Raw genomic sequence first — 15,717 nt, 5'->3', positions numbered from 1 at the left:
TCACGACTATCGTCGCCATATGGACTTCTTCAGCTGGCTGCAGGAATTCTTCAATTCCGCTTGGATTTGGATGACACCAGGCATTTCGGCCTTGGCTTCCTGGGGCGCCATTTTGCCGGCCTTGGTTGGATTTATCGCAGCCTTGGCCGCACTCCGGACATTCAAGCTCCGCACAAGGGTCGACCATGCGGGTCAGTGGCGGAAGCGCGTCCAATACGGAATCGAACTGGCAAAAAGTGATTCCACCACGGATCAGGCATTGGGTTCCCTGATACTAGGAACTCTTGACGGCCCCCAAAAACCATGGGTGTTCAAGAATCCTCGCTATTCGAATAACCGCAATGGCCCGTCGGCCCAACCTGAGCCGCCATTGACAGCGAAGCCAGTCGAGCCGCATTCATCGTTGCCTGACGAATCAAGCAGTGTGCTGGGACGCCTCAGGGCATTTCGCCATTTCAAGAAATCACATCGTGATGGCTGGTTCGTATCGCGAAGTGAGGCCGCCATGCTGGGAGCTATGTCCCGGATCATTTCGGATGACATCTCAGGGCCAGGGAAGTCTACAACCTCGCCTGAAAATTCGAACAACAGCGCAACAGTCGATGCGCGCGAACCGGTCTGGGACGGCATACTCACCGGCTTACGTGACGTTCGGACGAAAGCTAGACTTAGGACAAGAGCATCTAGAAAACGGTGGAAATAATGGCCACACGACGAAATCGGAATGCTGAAATCATCGTCGAAGACGAAGTGTCCGCCCCAGATCTGCACGTCGAAAAACGCGGCGATGACGAATACATCATTGTCGATCCAGATGACAACGTGCACTCAAAAGTGCTCAGTTATCTGGCCATGTTCGCAGCCAGGCAGCACGCGAAAAATGCGGTGGCTTTCTCGCCGACCATCACGTTGAGCCCTAATATGAAGGCTCTGATCAAGTACCAAATTCCAGGCGAATAGTCCCACTTGCCACAAGCGACGCTACAGCGGCGCGTAGAACAGCAGCGTCAAGTCCGAGGCTTCCGCCGGAATCAGGTTGTGCTGTTCGTAGCGGGTCAGCCCCTTGGCCGGGTGGTTGAACAGCCGCTCGCGGGTGCCGAAGCCGGCCACGTCGCGCTCCTTCCAGATCGCCGCGAATTCCGGCGAGGCCGCCGACACACGGGCGACGATGCCGCTCTCCCCCGCCGGATTCAGCCAACCGCGGGTCTCGGCGCGGAAACTCCCCACGAACCCGCGGCTCTGCTCCGCCCAGTCCGGCAGCATCTGCCGGAGCGCCGCGTCGGTGAATACCAGCCAGAGCAGGTTCCGGTCCTCCTCGTCGAGCGCCTGAATCCGCGGGTACAGCTGCGCATAGTGCACGTTCCATCCGATGATGGTCCAGTCAGCGGAGAGCAGGAACGCAGGGAAGTCCAGCGCGTCCAGCAGCCGCTGCAGCGCGGGTGTCATGCCCTCGGAGGCCGCCGGAATCGTGTCGCGGTGTCCGCCGAGCGATAGCAGGTAGGTGGTCTCCACCGGGGTCAGGCGGTAGAGCCTGGCCAGCGAGTCCAGCACCTGGCGCGAGGGGTTGATGTCTCGGGCCTGCTCCAGCCACGTGTACCAGGTGACGCTGATGCCGGCCAGCGTGGCCACTTCCTCCCGGCGCAGCCCGCGCAGCCGGCTGCGGCCCACCGCCGGCAGGCCGTGCGCGGCGCGGTCCGCCCTGGCACGTCGGTCCTTGAGGAAACCGGCGAGCTCCTCCCTGCGGCGCTGACTAGCGTTCATCGGCGTCCCATCGTCATCTGGTAGTAGTACTACTAGTATTGTCACCGTCTGGGTCTGCGGCAAAACCTGTGATGTGATTATGCAATGACCACACTTCGTTCCCACACCGTCACCCATGGCCGCAATATGGCAGGCGCCCGCGCCCTGTTCCGCGCGGCTGGAGTCAACGGCGCAGATCTGGGCCGCAAGCCCATCATCGCCGTGGCCAACAGCTTCACCGAATTCGTTCCGGGCCACACCCACCTGCAGCCCGTGGGCCGCATCGTCTCCGAGGCGATCACCGCCGCCGGCGGCATCCCGCGCGAGTTCAACACCATCGCGGTGGACGACGGCATCGCCATGGGCCACGGCGGCATGCTGTACTCGCTGCCCAGCCGCGACCTGATCGCCGACTCGGTCGAATACATGGTCAACGCCCACTGCGCCGACGCGCTGATCTGCATCTCCAACTGCGACAAGATCACCCCGGGAATGCTGATGGCCGCGCTGCGCCTGAACATCCCGACCGTGTTCGTCTCCGGCGGCCCGATGGAATCCGGCCGCGCCACCCTGGTGGACGGCACCGTGCGCACCCTGGACCTGGTCGACGCCATCTCCGAGGCGGTGAACGAGAACGTCTCCGACGCGGACCTGCTGCGCATCGAGGAATCGGCCTGCCCGACCTGCGGCTCGTGCTCCGGCATGTTCACCGCGAACTCGATGAACTGCCTGACCGAGGCCATGGGCCTGTCGCTGCCGGGCAACGGCTCCACCCTGGCCACCCATACCGCCCGCAAGGACCTCTACGAGAACGCCGGCAAGCTGGTTGTCGAGATCTCCAACCGCTACTACGGCGAATCCGACGACTCGGTGCTGCCGCGCAGCATCGCCACCGAGCAGGCCTTCGGCAACGCCATGGCCCTGGACATCGCCATGGGCGGTTCCACCAACACCATCCTGCACCTGCTCGCCGCCGCCCACGAGGCCGGCGTCGAGTTCGGCCTGGACGAGATCGACGCGGTCTCCCGCCGCGTGCCGTGCCTGGCCAAGGTCGCGCCGAACGCGGCAGGCGCCGGCAAGATCTACTACATGGAGGACGTGCACCGCGCCGGCGGCATCCCCGCCATCCTCGGCGAGCTGCGCCGCGGCGGCCTGCTGGACGAGACCGTGCACACCGTGCACTCCAAGACCATGGGCGAATGGCTGGACGCCTGGGACATCCGCGGCGGTGCGGCCACCGAGGAATCCCTCGCCCTGTGGCACGCAGCCCCAGGCGGCGTGCGCTCCTCCACCGCGTTCTCCCAGTCCGCCCAGTGGGAGGACCTGGACACCGACTCCGCCGAAGGCTGCATCCGCTCGGTCGAGCATGCCTACTCCAAGGACGGCGGCCTGGCCGTGCTGCGCGGCAACATCGCCGTGGACGGCGCCGTGGTCAAGACCGCCGGCGTGGATCCCTCCATCTGGACCTTCACCGGCCCGGCAGTGGTCTGCGAGTCCCAGGACGAGGCCGTCGAAAAGATCCTGAACAAGCAGGTCAAGGCCGGCGACGTGGTCGTCATCCGCTATGAGGGCCCCAAGGGCGGCCCGGGCATGCAGGAAATGCTCTATCCGACCTCGTTCCTCAAGGGCCGCGGCCTAGGCAAGGAATGCGCGCTGATCACCGACGGCCGCTTCTCCGGCGGTACCTCCGGCCTCTCCATCGGCCACGTCTCCCCCGAGGCGGCCTCCGGCGGACTCATCGCGCTGGTTGAGGACGGCGATTCGATCTCGATCGACATCCCGACCCGCGGCCTGACCCTGAATGTCTCCGACGACGTCCTGGCCGAGCGCCGCGAGCGCTTGCTGGCCACCACCGGCTACCGCCCGGCCAACCGCGAGCGCGTGGTTTCCCCTGCGCTGCGCGCCTACGCCGCTATGGCCCTGTCTGCGGACAAGGGCGCGGTGCGCGACGTCGACCGCGTGGAGCGCGCCCTGCGCGAGGCCGACGAGCGCGCTGCTGCAGCAGAACGTACGGCAGCAACCGCACAGGCCTAACCCGTACTGACAGCCGCGAAGGGCTCGGAGCATTCAGATCGAATGCTCCGAGCCCTTCGCGCATTTGCGGGCCCGTTAGCTCGGCTGCATGATGCCGACAGGCCCAGAAACGACAAATGACTTGGGACTCATCCATTGTGAGTCCCAGGCCTGTCGAGATACTTTCCCACCCCCAAGTGAGCATGCATCCAACAAGACAAAATCTCTCCGCGCACCCCCAAGTGCAATTCCTGAACTGCGCCATCCCCATGGCATGAGTTCGTTGTGCGGCTGATTTCGTCTTTCACCAGTTAAGAGTGCTTCACTGCCGCTTCGTGACGCGGTTTTCTAAAAATAACTCTTTCCTTGGGAATGATTCCGCACCACTGTCCGATAAAAATGCATGTCAGAACTCTTTTGCGGATAGGAGAGTCTTTCGAAATTCCACCAAGAATAACTCTCGCAGGATTCAGTCCTTGACGAATTTTTGAGCTTCATCGTTCTGGCATTCCTCCAGAAAGACGTCGAGCGAAGCCACCTGAATGCTTCCCACCGAGGCCTACGGTTCCATGGTCACCCCATGGCAGTGGTTCACGGATTCAGATAACTTCGCCCGACATGAGTTAAGAGCGGATTCGGCCAAGATCGTGACGGGGATGTCGAAATACAATCGGAAGCTTCTCTTCGGAGGCATCCAGTCACGATTAGGCCCTTGGGTGTTCCAGGGCGAAGACCGACGCCACCACCATGATTTTGAATCGAACCTGATCCCTATCGATCAGGAATGAGATATCCCGAAGTCGTAGATACTTACCCATACTGTCGGAAGACGGAGGACAATTAAGTTATGGGTATCAGAGATATTTTCGAGAATGACGACGACTCCCACCGCCTCCCGATTGAAGCACCGGGGTTGAGGGACACCGTCCAAACGACAGGTACATGGGGCGCGGCTATTCAGCGTCAGAAGTACTTCACCGGTCCCCTGGAAGTGCTGACCGAACTCAATAAGCAGATGCCTGCCCAAGACCTGGCCGTCGGGCTAGACCAACTGGCCATGCTTAGCAGGCTCCGCAGCATGCTGGATGCTAGCGAGGCAGTCCTCATGGCGGACACCTACGAACTCTTCGCGCGAGGTGTCGCTCTCCAATCCAACGGCGACAACCGCATTCAAGCAGAGGACGAACCTACCCCTGAACAACTTGCGGAAATGGGTGTCTTCGCCGACGACATTCTGGCGAATTTGTCTGCAGGCTACTATCGCGTCACCCCACATGACCAAGAAATAGCACGCTCCTCGTTTGTTGCCGAAGCATCCATCGCCATGAGAGATACAGACAATCACATTTCCAATAAACTCATCATGGCTGAAGGTTTGCGGCATCTATGCCTTGAAACCTTGAATGCGTTGAGCGCCGGTGAAATTACAACTCAGACCGCGCGCGAGATCATCAAAAATGCTCAGGACCTCGAAACTGAAGACGTGCACCGCATGGAAGAACTCCTGCTGCCATTTGCCAAACACGCCAGCGATTCGGCCGTCCGGCAACGGGCACGCCGGCTTCACGAAAAGATGCACCCGAAGCCAATCGACGAACGCCACAAAGATGCAAAAGAAACCCGGGATCTGCGTTGGTGGATGGAGAAAGACGGTATGGCGGTCGCGCAACTTCGCGGCCCAGCGGAAGATATCATTTCAGTGGTAAACACCGTCGAACATCATGTCGTTTCAAACGTCGATCCCGAAGATCCCCGAACACGCGGTCAATTAAGATACGACACACTGAGGGACGCCTTGCTGGACGGTTGGCCGGAGGGCGGCGGCAGTACGCTGAAAACCAAGGTGGCCGTAACGATTCCGGCTGTCGAGATGCTGGCAGATCCTCGAAAGGCCTTGGCAGACCTCGAAGGATACGGTCCAATCCCGATTGGAACGGCTTTGAAGCTGGCGGCGGATGCCCCGTCGATGCTTCGATTGCTGACTGACCCGTGGAGCGGCGCCGTTATCGACGTCGACCGCAAGAAGTACCGCCCACCGCAAGCTCTTCGAGACCTGCTTAGATTCCGGGATACGCAGTGCCAGTTCCCGGGATGCAACCGCTTGCCAGAGCGATCCGAAGTTGAACACATCGATGACTGGGCCAAAGGCGGCGGAACCAACCGCACCAACACCAAGCTTTGCTGCAAACGACATCAGATGTTCAAGCACGCTTTGGGCTGGAACTACACTTACCTCCCCGATGGCTCAGTCATGTGGCGCACTCCTCATGGGCAGACATGCATCGAAATTCCAGGATCAGTGACGAGCGTTCAGAACTTCGATTTCAACGCAGATCGCACCCCGCAACGTCTCGACATCGAGCTCACAGACCGCGTAAGGAAAGTTCTGGGGTACGAATTCGAAGAACCGCCTGAAGTAGACGCGAACTAGCTCTTGCGAGTTTCCAAAACAGGATTGTTGCCCCGTTCCACAGCCTCACATCGTCGAGCCTACGTATGGATTCAAGGCAGAAAACAACATGTCAATTGACATGTTCGTGTGCTTTGGATTCGGTTCAGCGCCGCGAGTAGTTGCCATCCTCGCATGAACGAATTATTGATTCAATGGACGGCGGCAGTTCGCCTACGGTTTCTGCATTTTCTCTGATCGAGCAAAAGCGACCTGCTAAATGAACAAAAATTCTGTTCATTTCCACCGCGTTATTAGTTGTCGCCGACTCTAGTCATTTGCCGCAACCCTGCAGGGGTTCACCAATATCAGGTTGGACAACTCGCCGCTTTAAGAGCACGGCACACCATCCACCCACATCCCCCGCCGGCACTGTTGTGAACAATTATTCTGTTCACTTTCCGCCATCACGCGCTCTGGATTTGAATTATCGTCATGTTCGGGTCGCATGGATTCCTGAAAGATAGGTCCGGAGTGCTGAGATCCAGAAGTAAGTAGATGCACCGCGTAAATCCAACTCCCTGGCAACAGCGGATTGCAGCATGAGCATTATTTTTGTTCATCGGCAGGACGGGGCTCTCGGATCGCCAATTGCCGGACGTTCCCCAGAGCGTCTCGAATGCACGGCGAACCGGCAGCTCGGGCGCTGGCTTTCCCCACCCGCCCTGCGCATCGCCTGTTTCAGGTGCTACGAGGGATACCTGATATTCGGGCGTCGTGCCGGTCAGCGAAGCGCTCCTACAGGAACTGAACACATTTTCTGTTCATTTTTCACCGGCAGTTCGCTTGTGGTCCATGGCGACGTCTCCACGTATTCGATCCGCCACGCCACGATAAAAGCATCTTGGCAGGCACGGGCAAACTGAGATGAACACCGTGGAAATCGCACACAAACCGAGATATTTACCAGTGCCCAATCGACGTTTGGATCGTATGCCTCTAGCTCCTCGCGTTACGGCACCGCGAAGAATTAAATCACTTGTCGAAACCCGCGGAATCGCTGGAGTTGGGAGCCCTTGGTCCGGTCCCGGAAAACAATTGTGGATTGCCATCTTGACAGTCCCTGAGATTGAGAGCACACTGATCGTATACGATTTGATGTACGAGATCATGTACGACGAAAGTGGGCAATTCACCGATGAGCACTCCGATTCCGGTCACCGAGGAAACCTTCAGCCAGGCAGGAAAGGTTCTGGCCGTACACCTGAGCTACTCTTCGCGTGCAGCGCAGCGCGGTCGCACCCCGAAGTTCCCGAGCTACTTTATGAAGGCTTCCAGCTCCCTGGCTGCCACCAACGGCACCGTTGAGCGCCCGGCCGGCACCGAGCTGTTGGCTTTTGAAGGTGAGATCGCACTGATCATCGGCAAGGCAGCCCGCCGCGTCTCCGTCGAGGATGCCTGGAGCTACGTCGGCTCCATCACCGCATCGAACGACCTGGGCGTGCACGACATGAAGTACGCGGACAAGGGATCGAACATCCGCTCCAAGTCCGGCGACGGCTACACCCCGCTGGGTCCTATGGCACTTGACGCCGCTTCGGTCGACCCTGCCAAGCTGCGCGTGCAGACCTGGGTCAACGGCGTCATCGCCCAGGACGCAGACACCTCCGAGCTGCTGTTCTCCTTCGCGCAGATCGTTGCAGACCTGTCCCAGCAGATGACCCTGCTGCCCGGCGACATCATCCTGACCGGCACCCCTGCCGGGTCCACCGTCTTCTTCCCGGGCGACATCGTCGAGGTTGAGGTCACCGACCTCGTCTCCGGTGCCACCACCGGCAAGCTGAAGACCACCGCAGTGGAAGGCACCGCTACCTTCGCTGACTTTGGCAACCAGCCAAAGGTCAACGAAAAGGACAAGGAAGACGCCTACGGCGACCGCGAGTCCGCCGGCCTGGCTCCGAAGCTGACCGGCAAGGACGTGCTGACCGACGCCATCCGCGAGCAGCTGGCCTCCGTCGCGACCGCAACCCTGTCCGGCACCATGCGCAAGCACGGCATGAACAACGTGAACATCGAGGTTTCCGGCGCCACCAAGGGCATGCAGCGCGTGATCGGCACCGCCGCCACCCTGCGCTACATCCCGAACCGCGAAGACCTGTTCAAGGCCCACGGCGGCGGCTACAACATGCAGAAGCAGGCCATCGACGCGGTCAAGGACGGCGAGATCCTGGTCATGGAGGCCCGCGGCGAGACCGGTTCGGCCACTTTGGGCGACATCCTGGCACTGCGTTCGCAGCAGCTCGGCGCCGCGGCCATCATCTCCGACGGCGGCGTGCGCGACCTGGATGCCGTGAGCAACCTGGATATCCCGGTCTTCCACAACGGGCCGCACCCGGCAGTCCTCGGCCGCAAGCATGTGGCCTGGGACCGCGATATCACCGTCGCCTGCGGCGGAGTCTCGGTGCAGCCGGGCGACGTGATCGTGGCCGATTCCGACGGCATCGTGGTGATCCCGCCGGCCATGGTCGAGCAGATCGCCGCCGAGGCGGCGGCCACCGAGGAGAACGACGAGTTCATCTTCGCTATGGTCAAGCGCGGCCACGGCATCGAGGGCCTGTTCCCGATGAACGCCGAGTGGAAGACCAAGTTCAATGCCTGGAAGGATGCAGGCAGCCCGGACCTGGACTCATGGGCGCTGTAATGACCGCTTCCAAGTCCGAGGCCGCCTACCAGCTGGTCTCCGAGCGCATCGTCAATGGCGCCTACTCCCCGGGCTACCGCCTGGTGCTGGGCACCATTGCCGACGAACTGGGCTGCTCCGTGGTCCCGGTGCGCGAGGCGATCCGCCGGCTGGAGGCTGAAGGGCTGGTGCACTTCACCCGCAACGTCGGGGCGACCGTCGCCCACGTGGATTCCACGCTCTACCTGCACACCATGCAGACGCTGATGATCATCGAACCGGCCGCCACCGCACTGGCAGCCGACGCGATGGACGCCGCGTGGCTGGCCGAAGCGCGCAAGCTGAACGATGCGATGCGCCAGTGCCTTGAGGACTTCGATCCGGTCGCGTTCACCCGCATGAACACCGAGTTCCACAAGCTGCTCTACGGCCAGTGCCCTAACCCGCACATCCTGGACCTGGTCCAGCGCGGCTGGCGCCGACTGGCGGCCATGCGGGCCAGCTCCTTCACTCACATCCCGTCACGGGCCAAGGCCAGTGTCCAGGAGCACGAGGCGTTGCTGGAGCTGATCGCGAACCACGCCACCCCGGCGCAGATCGAGACTGCATGCCGCGCGCACCGCGCGAACACGCTGAACGCGTACCTGGCTTCGGCCGGAATGCCGCCCAGCGCCATCTAGAAAACTTATCCCGCACCAATTTTTCACACCGCACGAAAGGAAATGCCCGCTGATGAGCAAGCACTTCGTTCCAGAAAATCTGCCGGCCAAGATCCAGCACTACATCAATGGCGAATTCGTCGATTCCATTGGCGGCGAGACCTTCGAGGTCCTGGACCCGGTGACCAACACCGCGTACACCACCGCCGCAGCCGGCCAGAAGGCCGACATCGACGCCGCCGTGGCCGCTGCCACCGAGGCATTCAAGAACGGCCCATGGCCGAAGATGAAGGCCCGCGAGCGCGCCAACGTGCTGTACAAGATCGCCGACGCGGTCGTTGCCCAGCAGGACCGCCTGGCCGAGATGGAAACCTTCGACACCGGCCTGCCGATCACCCAGGCCAAGGGCCAGGCCCAGCGCGCCGCGGAGAACTTCCGCTTCTTCGCCGACTTGATCGTCGCCCAGCACGACACCGCGCTGAAGGTGCCGGGCACCCAGATCAACTACGTGAACCGCAAGCCGATCGGCGTCGCAGGCCTGATCACCCCGTGGAACACCCCGTTCATGCTGGAGTCCTGGAAGCTCGCCCCGTCGATCGCTTCGGGCTGCACAGTCGTGCTCAAGCCTGCCGAGTTCACCCCGCTGTCCGCTTCGCTGTGGGCCACCATCTTCGAGGAAGCCGGCCTGCCGAAGGGCGTCTTCAACCTGGTCAACGGCATGGGCGAAGACGCAGGCGACGCGCTGGTCAAGCACCCGGACGTCCCGCTGATCTCCTTCACCGGCGAGTCCTCCACCGGCCAGCTGATCTTCCGAAACTGCGCCGAGAACCTCAAGGGCATGTCGATGGAGCTGGGCGGCAAGTCCCCTGCCATCGTGTTCGACGACGCCGACTTCGACGCGGCCATCGACTCCACCCTGTTCGGCGTCTTCTCGCTGAACGGCGAGCGTTGCACCGCCGGCAGCCGCATCCTCGTCCAGCGCGGCATCTACGAGAAGTTCGTGGAGGCCTACGCGGCCCGCGCCAAGAACATCAAGGTCGGCGATCCGCACGATCCGGCCACCCAGGTCGGCGCGCTGGTGCACCCTGAGCACTACGACAAGGTCATGAGCTACGTCGAGATCGGCAAGTCCGAAGGCCGCCTGGTGGCTGGCGGCGGACGCCCGGAGAACCTGCCCGAGGGCCAGGAGAACGGTTCCTACGTCGCACCGACCGTGTTCGCCGACGTCGCCCCGGATGCCCGCATCTTCCAGGAAGAGATCTTCGGCCCGGTTGTCGCCATCACCCCGTTCGACACCGACGAGGAAGCCCTTCAGCTGGCGAACAACACCCGCTACGGCCTTGCTGCCTACGTGTGGACCAACGACCTGAAGCGCGCGCACAACTTCGCGCAGGACATCGAAGCCGGCATGGTCTGGCTGAACTCGCACAACGTGCGCGATTTGCGCAGCCCGTTCGGCGGCGTGAAGGCTTCGGGCCTGGGCCACGAAGGCGGCTACCGCTCGATCGACTTCTACACCGACCAGCAGGCAGTGCACATCACCCTGGGCGATGTCCACACCCCGAAGTTCGGCGCCTAACCACAAAATTTCTGCTTGCAAAGGAGCAACCCAATGAGCAACGAAATCCCCAAGCCAGTCGCACCAGCACCGGATATCCTGCGCTGCGCCTACGCTGAACTGGTCGTCACCGACCTGGCCAAGTCCCGCAACTTCTACGTGGACGTCCTGGGCCTGCACGTGTCCTACGAGGACGAGAACCAGATCTACCTGCGCTCCTTCGAGGAGTTCATCCACCACAACCTGGTGCTGACCAAGGGCCCGGTGGCCGCGCTGAAGGCCATGGCATTCCGCGTGCGCACCCCTGAGGACGTCGACAAGGCCGAGGCCTACTACCAGGAGCTGGGCTGCCGCACCGAGCGCCGCAAGGACGGCTTCGTCAAGGGCATCGGCGACGCCCTGCGCGTCGAGGATCCGCTGGGCTTCCCGTACGAGTTCTTCTTCGAGACCACCCACGTCGAGCGCCTGCACATGCGCTACGACCTGTACTCGGCCGGCGAGCTGGTCCGCCTGGACCACTTCAACCAGGTGACCCCGGACGTTCCGCGCGGCCGCAAGTACCTCGAAGACCTGGGCTTCCGCGTCACCGAGGACATCCAGGACGACGAGGGCACCACCTACGCAGCCTGGATGCACCGCAAGGGCACCGTGCACGACACCGCGCTGACCGGCGGCAACGGCCCGCGCCTGCACCACGTGGCCTTCTCCACCCACGAGAAGCACAACATCATCCAGATCTGCGACAAGATGGGCGCCCTGCGCATCTCGGACCGCATCGAGCGCGGCCCGGGCCGCCACGGCGTGTCCAACGCGTTCTACCTGTACATCCTGGATCCTGACGACCACCGCATCGAGATCTACACCCAGGACTACTACACCGGCGATCCGGACAACCCGACCATCACCTGGAACGTCCACGATAACCAGCGCCGCGACTGGTGGGGCAACCCGGTTGTGCCTTCGTGGTACACCGAGGCCTCCAAGGTCCTGGACCTGGACGGCAACGTGCAGGAAATCATCGAGCGCACCGACGACTCCGAACTGGAAGTCACCATCGGCGCCGACGGCTTCTCCTACACCCGCGCCGGCGACGAGGACGGCTCGTACCACGGCCAGGCTTCGAAGGGCTTCAAGCTGGGCAACCAGCTCTAAACCCTTCGCGCGAATGCAGCCCTTCCCTGGCTGCTACGTGAAGAACTGCGGTTCGCACACTGTGCGAACCGCAGTTCTTTTTTGCATCCCGGGGCCCGCAATCCCGGGCGGCTCAGGATTCCAGCGGGGCCAGCCGCCCGATCTGACGGCCCTGCGCGTCGCTGATGACCAGCTGCCCGTCGACCTGACGCGCGCTGGCCAATCTTGAGAGCCAGGTGTCCACCCCCTGGCAATACATCATGGTGCTGGCCATCTGCGAGAACAGATAGCCGTCCCCCTCACGGCTCCACGAGCCCATGAGCCGGTTGCAGCCATCCGAACCGCTGGCCCGGCCGTCTTCCCAGAGCACCAGCGAGGGCTGTCCTGCGGCCTCGCTCCCCCACTGCGCGATCATCTTTTCATCCATACCACCGAGGGTAGTCCCCGTGCCCGGGCTTCCGCCGAATCGACCCCGGGTGTCGCACCGACTTGCTAGCGTGGGACCCAGGAGAAATTCTGCATCCCAAGCCCCGGCATCCCAAACCCGGGCAACCCAAGAGGAGCGCAATGGACAACCGGCAGCCGGCAACAAGCCGGGAAGACGTGGTGGCGTTGGCCCGCGCCATCGCCGCCAAGGCCCACCAGGGCCAGACGGACAAGCTCGGCGCCGCCTATATCGGCCACCCGGCCCGGGTCGCCGAGCATGCCCGGCGCCTTGGCGGCAACGAGTACGCGGTGGCCGCGGCATGGCTGCACGACGTCATCGAGGACTGCGAGGTGAGCGCCACGGACCTTTCCGCAGCCGGCATCCCCCGGGAGGTCTGCGATGCCGTGGTGCTGCTGAGCAAACGGCCCGGGCAGAGCCTGGAAGAGTATTGCACCGGGGTGTTGGCCAACCCGCTGGCGATGCTGGTCAAGCGCGCCGACCTGGCCGACAACACCGACCCGGAACGCACCAGCCTGCTGCCGGAACACACCCGGGCGCGGCTGGCGGCCAAGTACGCGCGCACTGCGCAGCTGCTGGGTGTTCGGCCGGAACATTGACGCAGGAGCATTGACTTTGTGATGCTTTGGGCAAGACTGGGAGCATGGCCCAGCAATCGCACGAGGGATACCGGGATCGCAGCCATGCCGGCGCCGCGCTGGGCATGGCGCTGGCCAGCGAGCTGCCCGCCGGCAACTACACGGTGCTCGGGCTGCTGCGCGGCGGGGTGCCGGTGGCGTCCGAGGTCGCGCGCAGCCTGGGCGGACGGCTCGGGGCGCTGGCGGTGCGCAAGCTCGGGGTGCCGAGCAACCCGGAAATCGCCTTCGGCGCGATCGCCAGCTACGGGCTGGCGTCCGGACGCTACCTCGACCAGGAGATCCACCGGCGGGCGCTGCGCTACTTCGGTGAATCCGAACTGGAATCCGTGGAATTCCGCGCCACCCGGGAGCTGATGGAGCTGGCCGGGGAGTTCAAGCCCTACGCCCCGGATCTGGCAGGGCAGCAGGTGGTGGTGTGCGACGACGGCATCGCCACCGGCTCCACGATGCTGGCCGCGCTGGATCTGGTGTGGCGGCTGAAGCCCAAGCTGGTGGTGGTCGCGGCCCCGGTGGCCCCGTCGGACCTGGTGCAGAACCTGGCTTATCCGGCCGACCAGGTGGTGATCGCCTGGCAGCCGCCGGACTTCCGGGCGGTCGGCGCCCACTACCAGGACTTCGCCCCGGTGCAGCGCGAGGAGGCGCTGCGGCTGCTGCGCGCGGCAGGGAATTAGGCAGTGCCGGCAACCCACCTAGAATTGAGTCCATGACTGCAACGCTCGTCGCCAAGGACCTCGCCGGCGGCCACGCCCACCGTACCCTCTTCGCGCACCTGGATTTCACCGCCGCCCCGGGAGATGTGTACGGGGTGGTCGGGGTGAACGGCGCAGGCAAGAGCACGCTGCTGCGCCTGCTGGCAGGGGTGGACGAACCCCAGGGCGGCTCGGTGTCCACCGCCCCGGACGGCGCGTTCATCGGCTGGCTGCCCCAGGAGCACGAGCGCTTCGCAGGCGAGGACATCGCCGCCTACCTGGCCCGGCGCACCGGCTGCGCCCAGGCGACCGGGGCCATGGAAGCCACCGCGCAGGACATGGCCGAGGGCAAACCAGGGGCGGACGACGCCTACGCGGCGGCCTTCGAGACCTGGATGGCCTCCGGCGCCATGGACCTGGAGGACCGGATCCCAGAGACCCTGGCGGAGCTGGGCTTCACGCTGCCGCTGGACACCCAGACCGCGGCGCTGTCCGGCGGGCAGATGGCGCGCGTCGCGCTGGCCGCGCTGCTGCTCTCCCGCTTCGACGTGGTGCTGCTCGACGAGCCGACCAACGACCTCGACCTGGCCGGGCTTCAGCGCCTGGAGCAGTTCATCATGGCGCTGCGCGCCCCGGTCATGCTGGTCTCGCACGACCGCGAGTTCCTGGCCCGCTGCACCACCGGGATCATCGAACTCGACCTAGCGCAGAACCAGGTCGCCGTCTACGAGGGCGGCTACGACTCCTACCTGGAGGAGCGCGCCGTGAACCGCCGGCACGCGCGCGAGGCCTACGACGAGTACGCCGGGAAGAAGGCGGATCTGGTGGCGCGCGCCCGGACCCAGCGCGAATGGTCCTCGCAGGGCGTGCGCAACGCGATGCGCAAGGCCCCGGACAACGACAAGATCCGCCGCCGCGCCAACAGCGAATCCTCCCAGAAGCAGGCAGCCAAGGTGCGCCAAATGGAATCGCGGATTGCCCGGCTGGACGAGGTGGCCGAACCGCGCAAGGAATGGGTGCTGCAGTTCTCCATCGCCGACGCCCCGCGCGGCTCCTCGGTGCTGTGCACGCTGAACCAGGCGCAGGTTTCGCTGGGCGGTTTCGCGTTCGGCCCTACCAGCGTGCAGGTCAACGCCGGTGACCGGATCGGCATCACCGGCCCGAACGGCGCGGGCAAGTCCACGCTGCTGAACCTGCTGCTCGGCCGGCTGGCCCCGGACGCCGGAAGCTCGGTGCTGGGCGCCTCGGTGCTGATCGGCGAGATCGACCAGGCGCGCAGCCAGTTGCCGGCGCAGCTGCCGCTGGGCGAGGCGTTCGAAGCGGCGGTGCCGGAGTACTCCTCGGCGGAGGCCCGCACGCTGCTGGCCAAGTTCGGGCTCAAGGCGGAGCAGACGGCGTCCGCGGTGGGCAAGCTCTCCCCCGGCGAACGCACCCGCGCCTCGATGGCGCTGCTGCAGGCGCGCGGGGTGAACCTGCTGGTGCTCGACGAACCCACCAACCACCTTGACCTGCCCGCCATCGAGCAGCTCGAAGAAGCGCTGGAGGCCTACCAGGGCGCGCTGCTGCTGGTGACCCACGACCGGCGCATGCTTCAAAACGTGCGGCTGGACGCGCGCTGGCAGGTGCTGGACGGGCAGCTGTCCGCCGCCTTCTAGCTCGGCTGCGTCATCGACCAGCGGGCGCTCAGCAATCTGCCGTACAGTGAAACGCAGAGGAGCCGAGACTTTCAGTTCTTTACGACTGAGACGTCGACAGCTGCCACACCCAAGGATCCA

At 63.6% G+C, this 15,717-nt stretch carries 13 protein-coding genes; 11 read left to right on the top strand and 2 right to left on the bottom strand.

The genetic code is table 11. From position 1 onward, the window contains the following. The first annotated feature begins 19 nt into the window (after positions 1–19). Both ACTX90_RS06915 and ACTX90_RS06910 read left to right on the top strand, forming a co-directional pair. Positions 20–703: a hypothetical protein gene (locus tag ACTX90_RS06915; RefSeq protein WP_146956132.1), complete on the top strand. Its 684-nt coding sequence runs from the start codon at positions 20–22 to the stop codon at positions 701–703. After that, positions 703–960, top strand: coding sequence for a hypothetical protein (locus ACTX90_RS06910; protein ID WP_047118804.1), 258 nt, complete (start codon positions 703–705; stop codon positions 958–960). Before ACTX90_RS06915 ends, ACTX90_RS06910 begins: the two co-directional genes overlap by 1 nt. A 21-nt stretch (positions 961–981) precedes the next feature. Here the strand turns inward: ACTX90_RS06910 and ACTX90_RS06905 are convergent, their stop codons facing one another. Next, on the bottom strand, positions 982–1,761 hold the full coding sequence (locus tag ACTX90_RS06905; RefSeq protein ID WP_113607871.1) for a helix-turn-helix transcriptional regulator: 780 nt from the start codon (positions 1,759–1,761) through the stop codon (positions 982–984). Positions 1,762–1,845: 84 nt separating this feature from the next. Here ACTX90_RS06905 and ilvD point away from each other — a divergent pair, with 84 nt between their 5' ends. The 6 genes from ilvD to hpaD all read left to right on the top strand — a co-directional run bounded on the left by ilvD (position 1,846) and on the right by hpaD (position 12,191). Then, positions 1,846–3,774, top strand: a complete 1,929-nt coding sequence (gene ilvD, locus ACTX90_RS06900) for a dihydroxy-acid dehydratase (RefSeq protein ID WP_053797826.1) — start codon at positions 1,846–1,848, stop codon at positions 3,772–3,774. Positions 3,775–4,600: 826 nt separating this feature from the next. Then, positions 4,601–6,184 carry an HNH endonuclease signature motif containing protein gene (locus tag ACTX90_RS06895; protein WP_113607874.1) on the top strand — a complete coding sequence of 528 codons (1,584 nt, stop codon included), beginning with the start codon at positions 4,601–4,603 and terminating at the stop codon, positions 6,182–6,184. Between the two features lie 1,156 nt (positions 6,185–7,340). Next, positions 7,341–8,843 carry a fumarylacetoacetate hydrolase family protein gene (locus ACTX90_RS06890; RefSeq protein ID WP_113607875.1) on the top strand — a complete coding sequence of 501 codons (1,503 nt, stop codon included), beginning with the start codon at positions 7,341–7,343 and terminating at the stop codon, positions 8,841–8,843. Then, positions 8,843–9,502: a GntR family transcriptional regulator gene (locus tag ACTX90_RS06885; RefSeq protein WP_047118798.1), complete on the top strand. Its 660-nt coding sequence runs from the start codon at positions 8,843–8,845 to the stop codon at positions 9,500–9,502. The genes ACTX90_RS06890 and ACTX90_RS06885 overlap by 1 nt, the downstream gene beginning before the upstream one ends. A 52-nt stretch (positions 9,503–9,554) precedes the next feature. After that, entirely contained in the window at positions 9,555–11,060 is a 1,506-nt protein-coding gene (gene hpaE / locus ACTX90_RS06880) for a 5-carboxymethyl-2-hydroxymuconate semialdehyde dehydrogenase (RefSeq protein ID WP_047118797.1), read from the top strand. Positions 11,061–11,093: 33 nt separating this feature from the next. Next, a complete protein-coding gene (gene hpaD, locus ACTX90_RS06875; protein ID WP_047118796.1) occupies positions 11,094–12,191 on the top strand; it encodes a 3,4-dihydroxyphenylacetate 2,3-dioxygenase in 1,098 nt (365 codons plus the stop codon). A gap of 112 nt (positions 12,192–12,303) precedes the next feature. Here the strand turns inward: hpaD and ACTX90_RS06870 are convergent, their stop codons facing one another. Continuing rightward, a complete protein-coding gene (locus ACTX90_RS06870; RefSeq protein ID WP_047118795.1) occupies positions 12,304–12,597 on the bottom strand; it encodes an META domain-containing protein in 294 nt (97 codons plus the stop codon). A 140-nt stretch (positions 12,598–12,737) separates the two neighbouring features. Between ACTX90_RS06870 and ACTX90_RS06865 the strand changes: the two genes are divergently transcribed. From ACTX90_RS06865 to ACTX90_RS06855, 3 genes are read left to right on the top strand one after another with little or no spacing between them, the layout of a single operon-like run. Continuing rightward, a complete protein-coding gene (locus ACTX90_RS06865; RefSeq protein ID WP_424572188.1) occupies positions 12,738–13,214 on the top strand; it encodes an HD domain-containing protein in 477 nt (158 codons plus the stop codon). Between the two features lie 44 nt (positions 13,215–13,258). Beyond that, positions 13,259–13,924 (top strand): phosphoribosyltransferase, encoded by a 666-nt coding sequence (locus ACTX90_RS06860; protein ID WP_443443596.1) that lies wholly within the window; start codon positions 13,259–13,261, stop codon positions 13,922–13,924. Between the two features lie 32 nt (positions 13,925–13,956). After that, complete coding sequence (locus ACTX90_RS06855; RefSeq protein ID WP_443443594.1) at positions 13,957–15,597, top strand: ABC-F family ATP-binding cassette domain-containing protein; 1,641 nt, start codon at positions 13,957–13,959, stop codon at positions 15,595–15,597. The last annotated feature ends 120 nt before the right edge of the window (positions 15,598–15,717 follow it).

It is taken from the genome of Glutamicibacter soli, from assembly GCF_052322135.1.
GTDB classification, from domain to species: Bacteria; Actinomycetota; Actinomycetes; order Actinomycetales; family Micrococcaceae; genus Glutamicibacter; species Glutamicibacter soli.
This window is presented reverse-complemented; position numbering and strand designations above follow the sequence as displayed.

Excerpts from the sequence above, each read along its gene's own strand:
- ACTX90_RS06910 (WP_047118804.1), top strand. The coding sequence starts at position 703 with ATGGCCACACGACGAAATCGGAATGCTGAAATCATCGTCGAAGACGAA.
- ACTX90_RS06890 (WP_113607875.1), top strand. The coding sequence starts at position 7,341 with ATGAGCACTCCGATTCCGGTCACCGAGGAAACCTTCAGCCAGGCAGGA.
- ACTX90_RS06860 (WP_443443596.1), top strand. The coding sequence starts at position 13,259 with ATGGCCCAGCAATCGCACGAGGGATACCGGGATCGCAGCCATGCCGGC.
- ACTX90_RS06865 (WP_424572188.1), top strand. The coding sequence starts at position 12,738 with ATGGACAACCGGCAGCCGGCAACAAGCCGGGAAGACGTGGTGGCGTTG.
- ACTX90_RS06855 (WP_443443594.1), top strand. The coding sequence starts at position 13,957 with ATGACTGCAACGCTCGTCGCCAAGGACCTCGCCGGCGGCCACGCCCAC.
- hpaE (WP_047118797.1), top strand. The coding sequence starts at position 9,555 with ATGAGCAAGCACTTCGTTCCAGAAAATCTGCCGGCCAAGATCCAGCAC.
- ACTX90_RS06895 (WP_113607874.1), top strand. The coding sequence starts at position 4,601 with ATGGGTATCAGAGATATTTTCGAGAATGACGACGACTCCCACCGCCTC.
- ACTX90_RS06915 (WP_146956132.1), top strand. The coding sequence starts at position 20 with ATGGACTTCTTCAGCTGGCTGCAGGAATTCTTCAATTCCGCTTGGATT.
- ACTX90_RS06870 (WP_047118795.1), bottom strand. The coding sequence starts at position 12,597 with ATGGATGAAAAGATGATCGCGCAGTGGGGGAGCGAGGCCGCAGGACAG.
- ACTX90_RS06885 (WP_047118798.1), top strand. The coding sequence starts at position 8,843 with ATGACCGCTTCCAAGTCCGAGGCCGCCTACCAGCTGGTCTCCGAGCGC.
- ACTX90_RS06905 (WP_113607871.1), bottom strand. The coding sequence starts at position 1,761 with ATGAACGCTAGTCAGCGCCGCAGGGAGGAGCTCGCCGGTTTCCTCAAG.
- ilvD (WP_053797826.1), top strand. The coding sequence starts at position 1,846 with ATGACCACACTTCGTTCCCACACCGTCACCCATGGCCGCAATATGGCA.
- hpaD (WP_047118796.1), top strand. The coding sequence starts at position 11,094 with ATGAGCAACGAAATCCCCAAGCCAGTCGCACCAGCACCGGATATCCTG.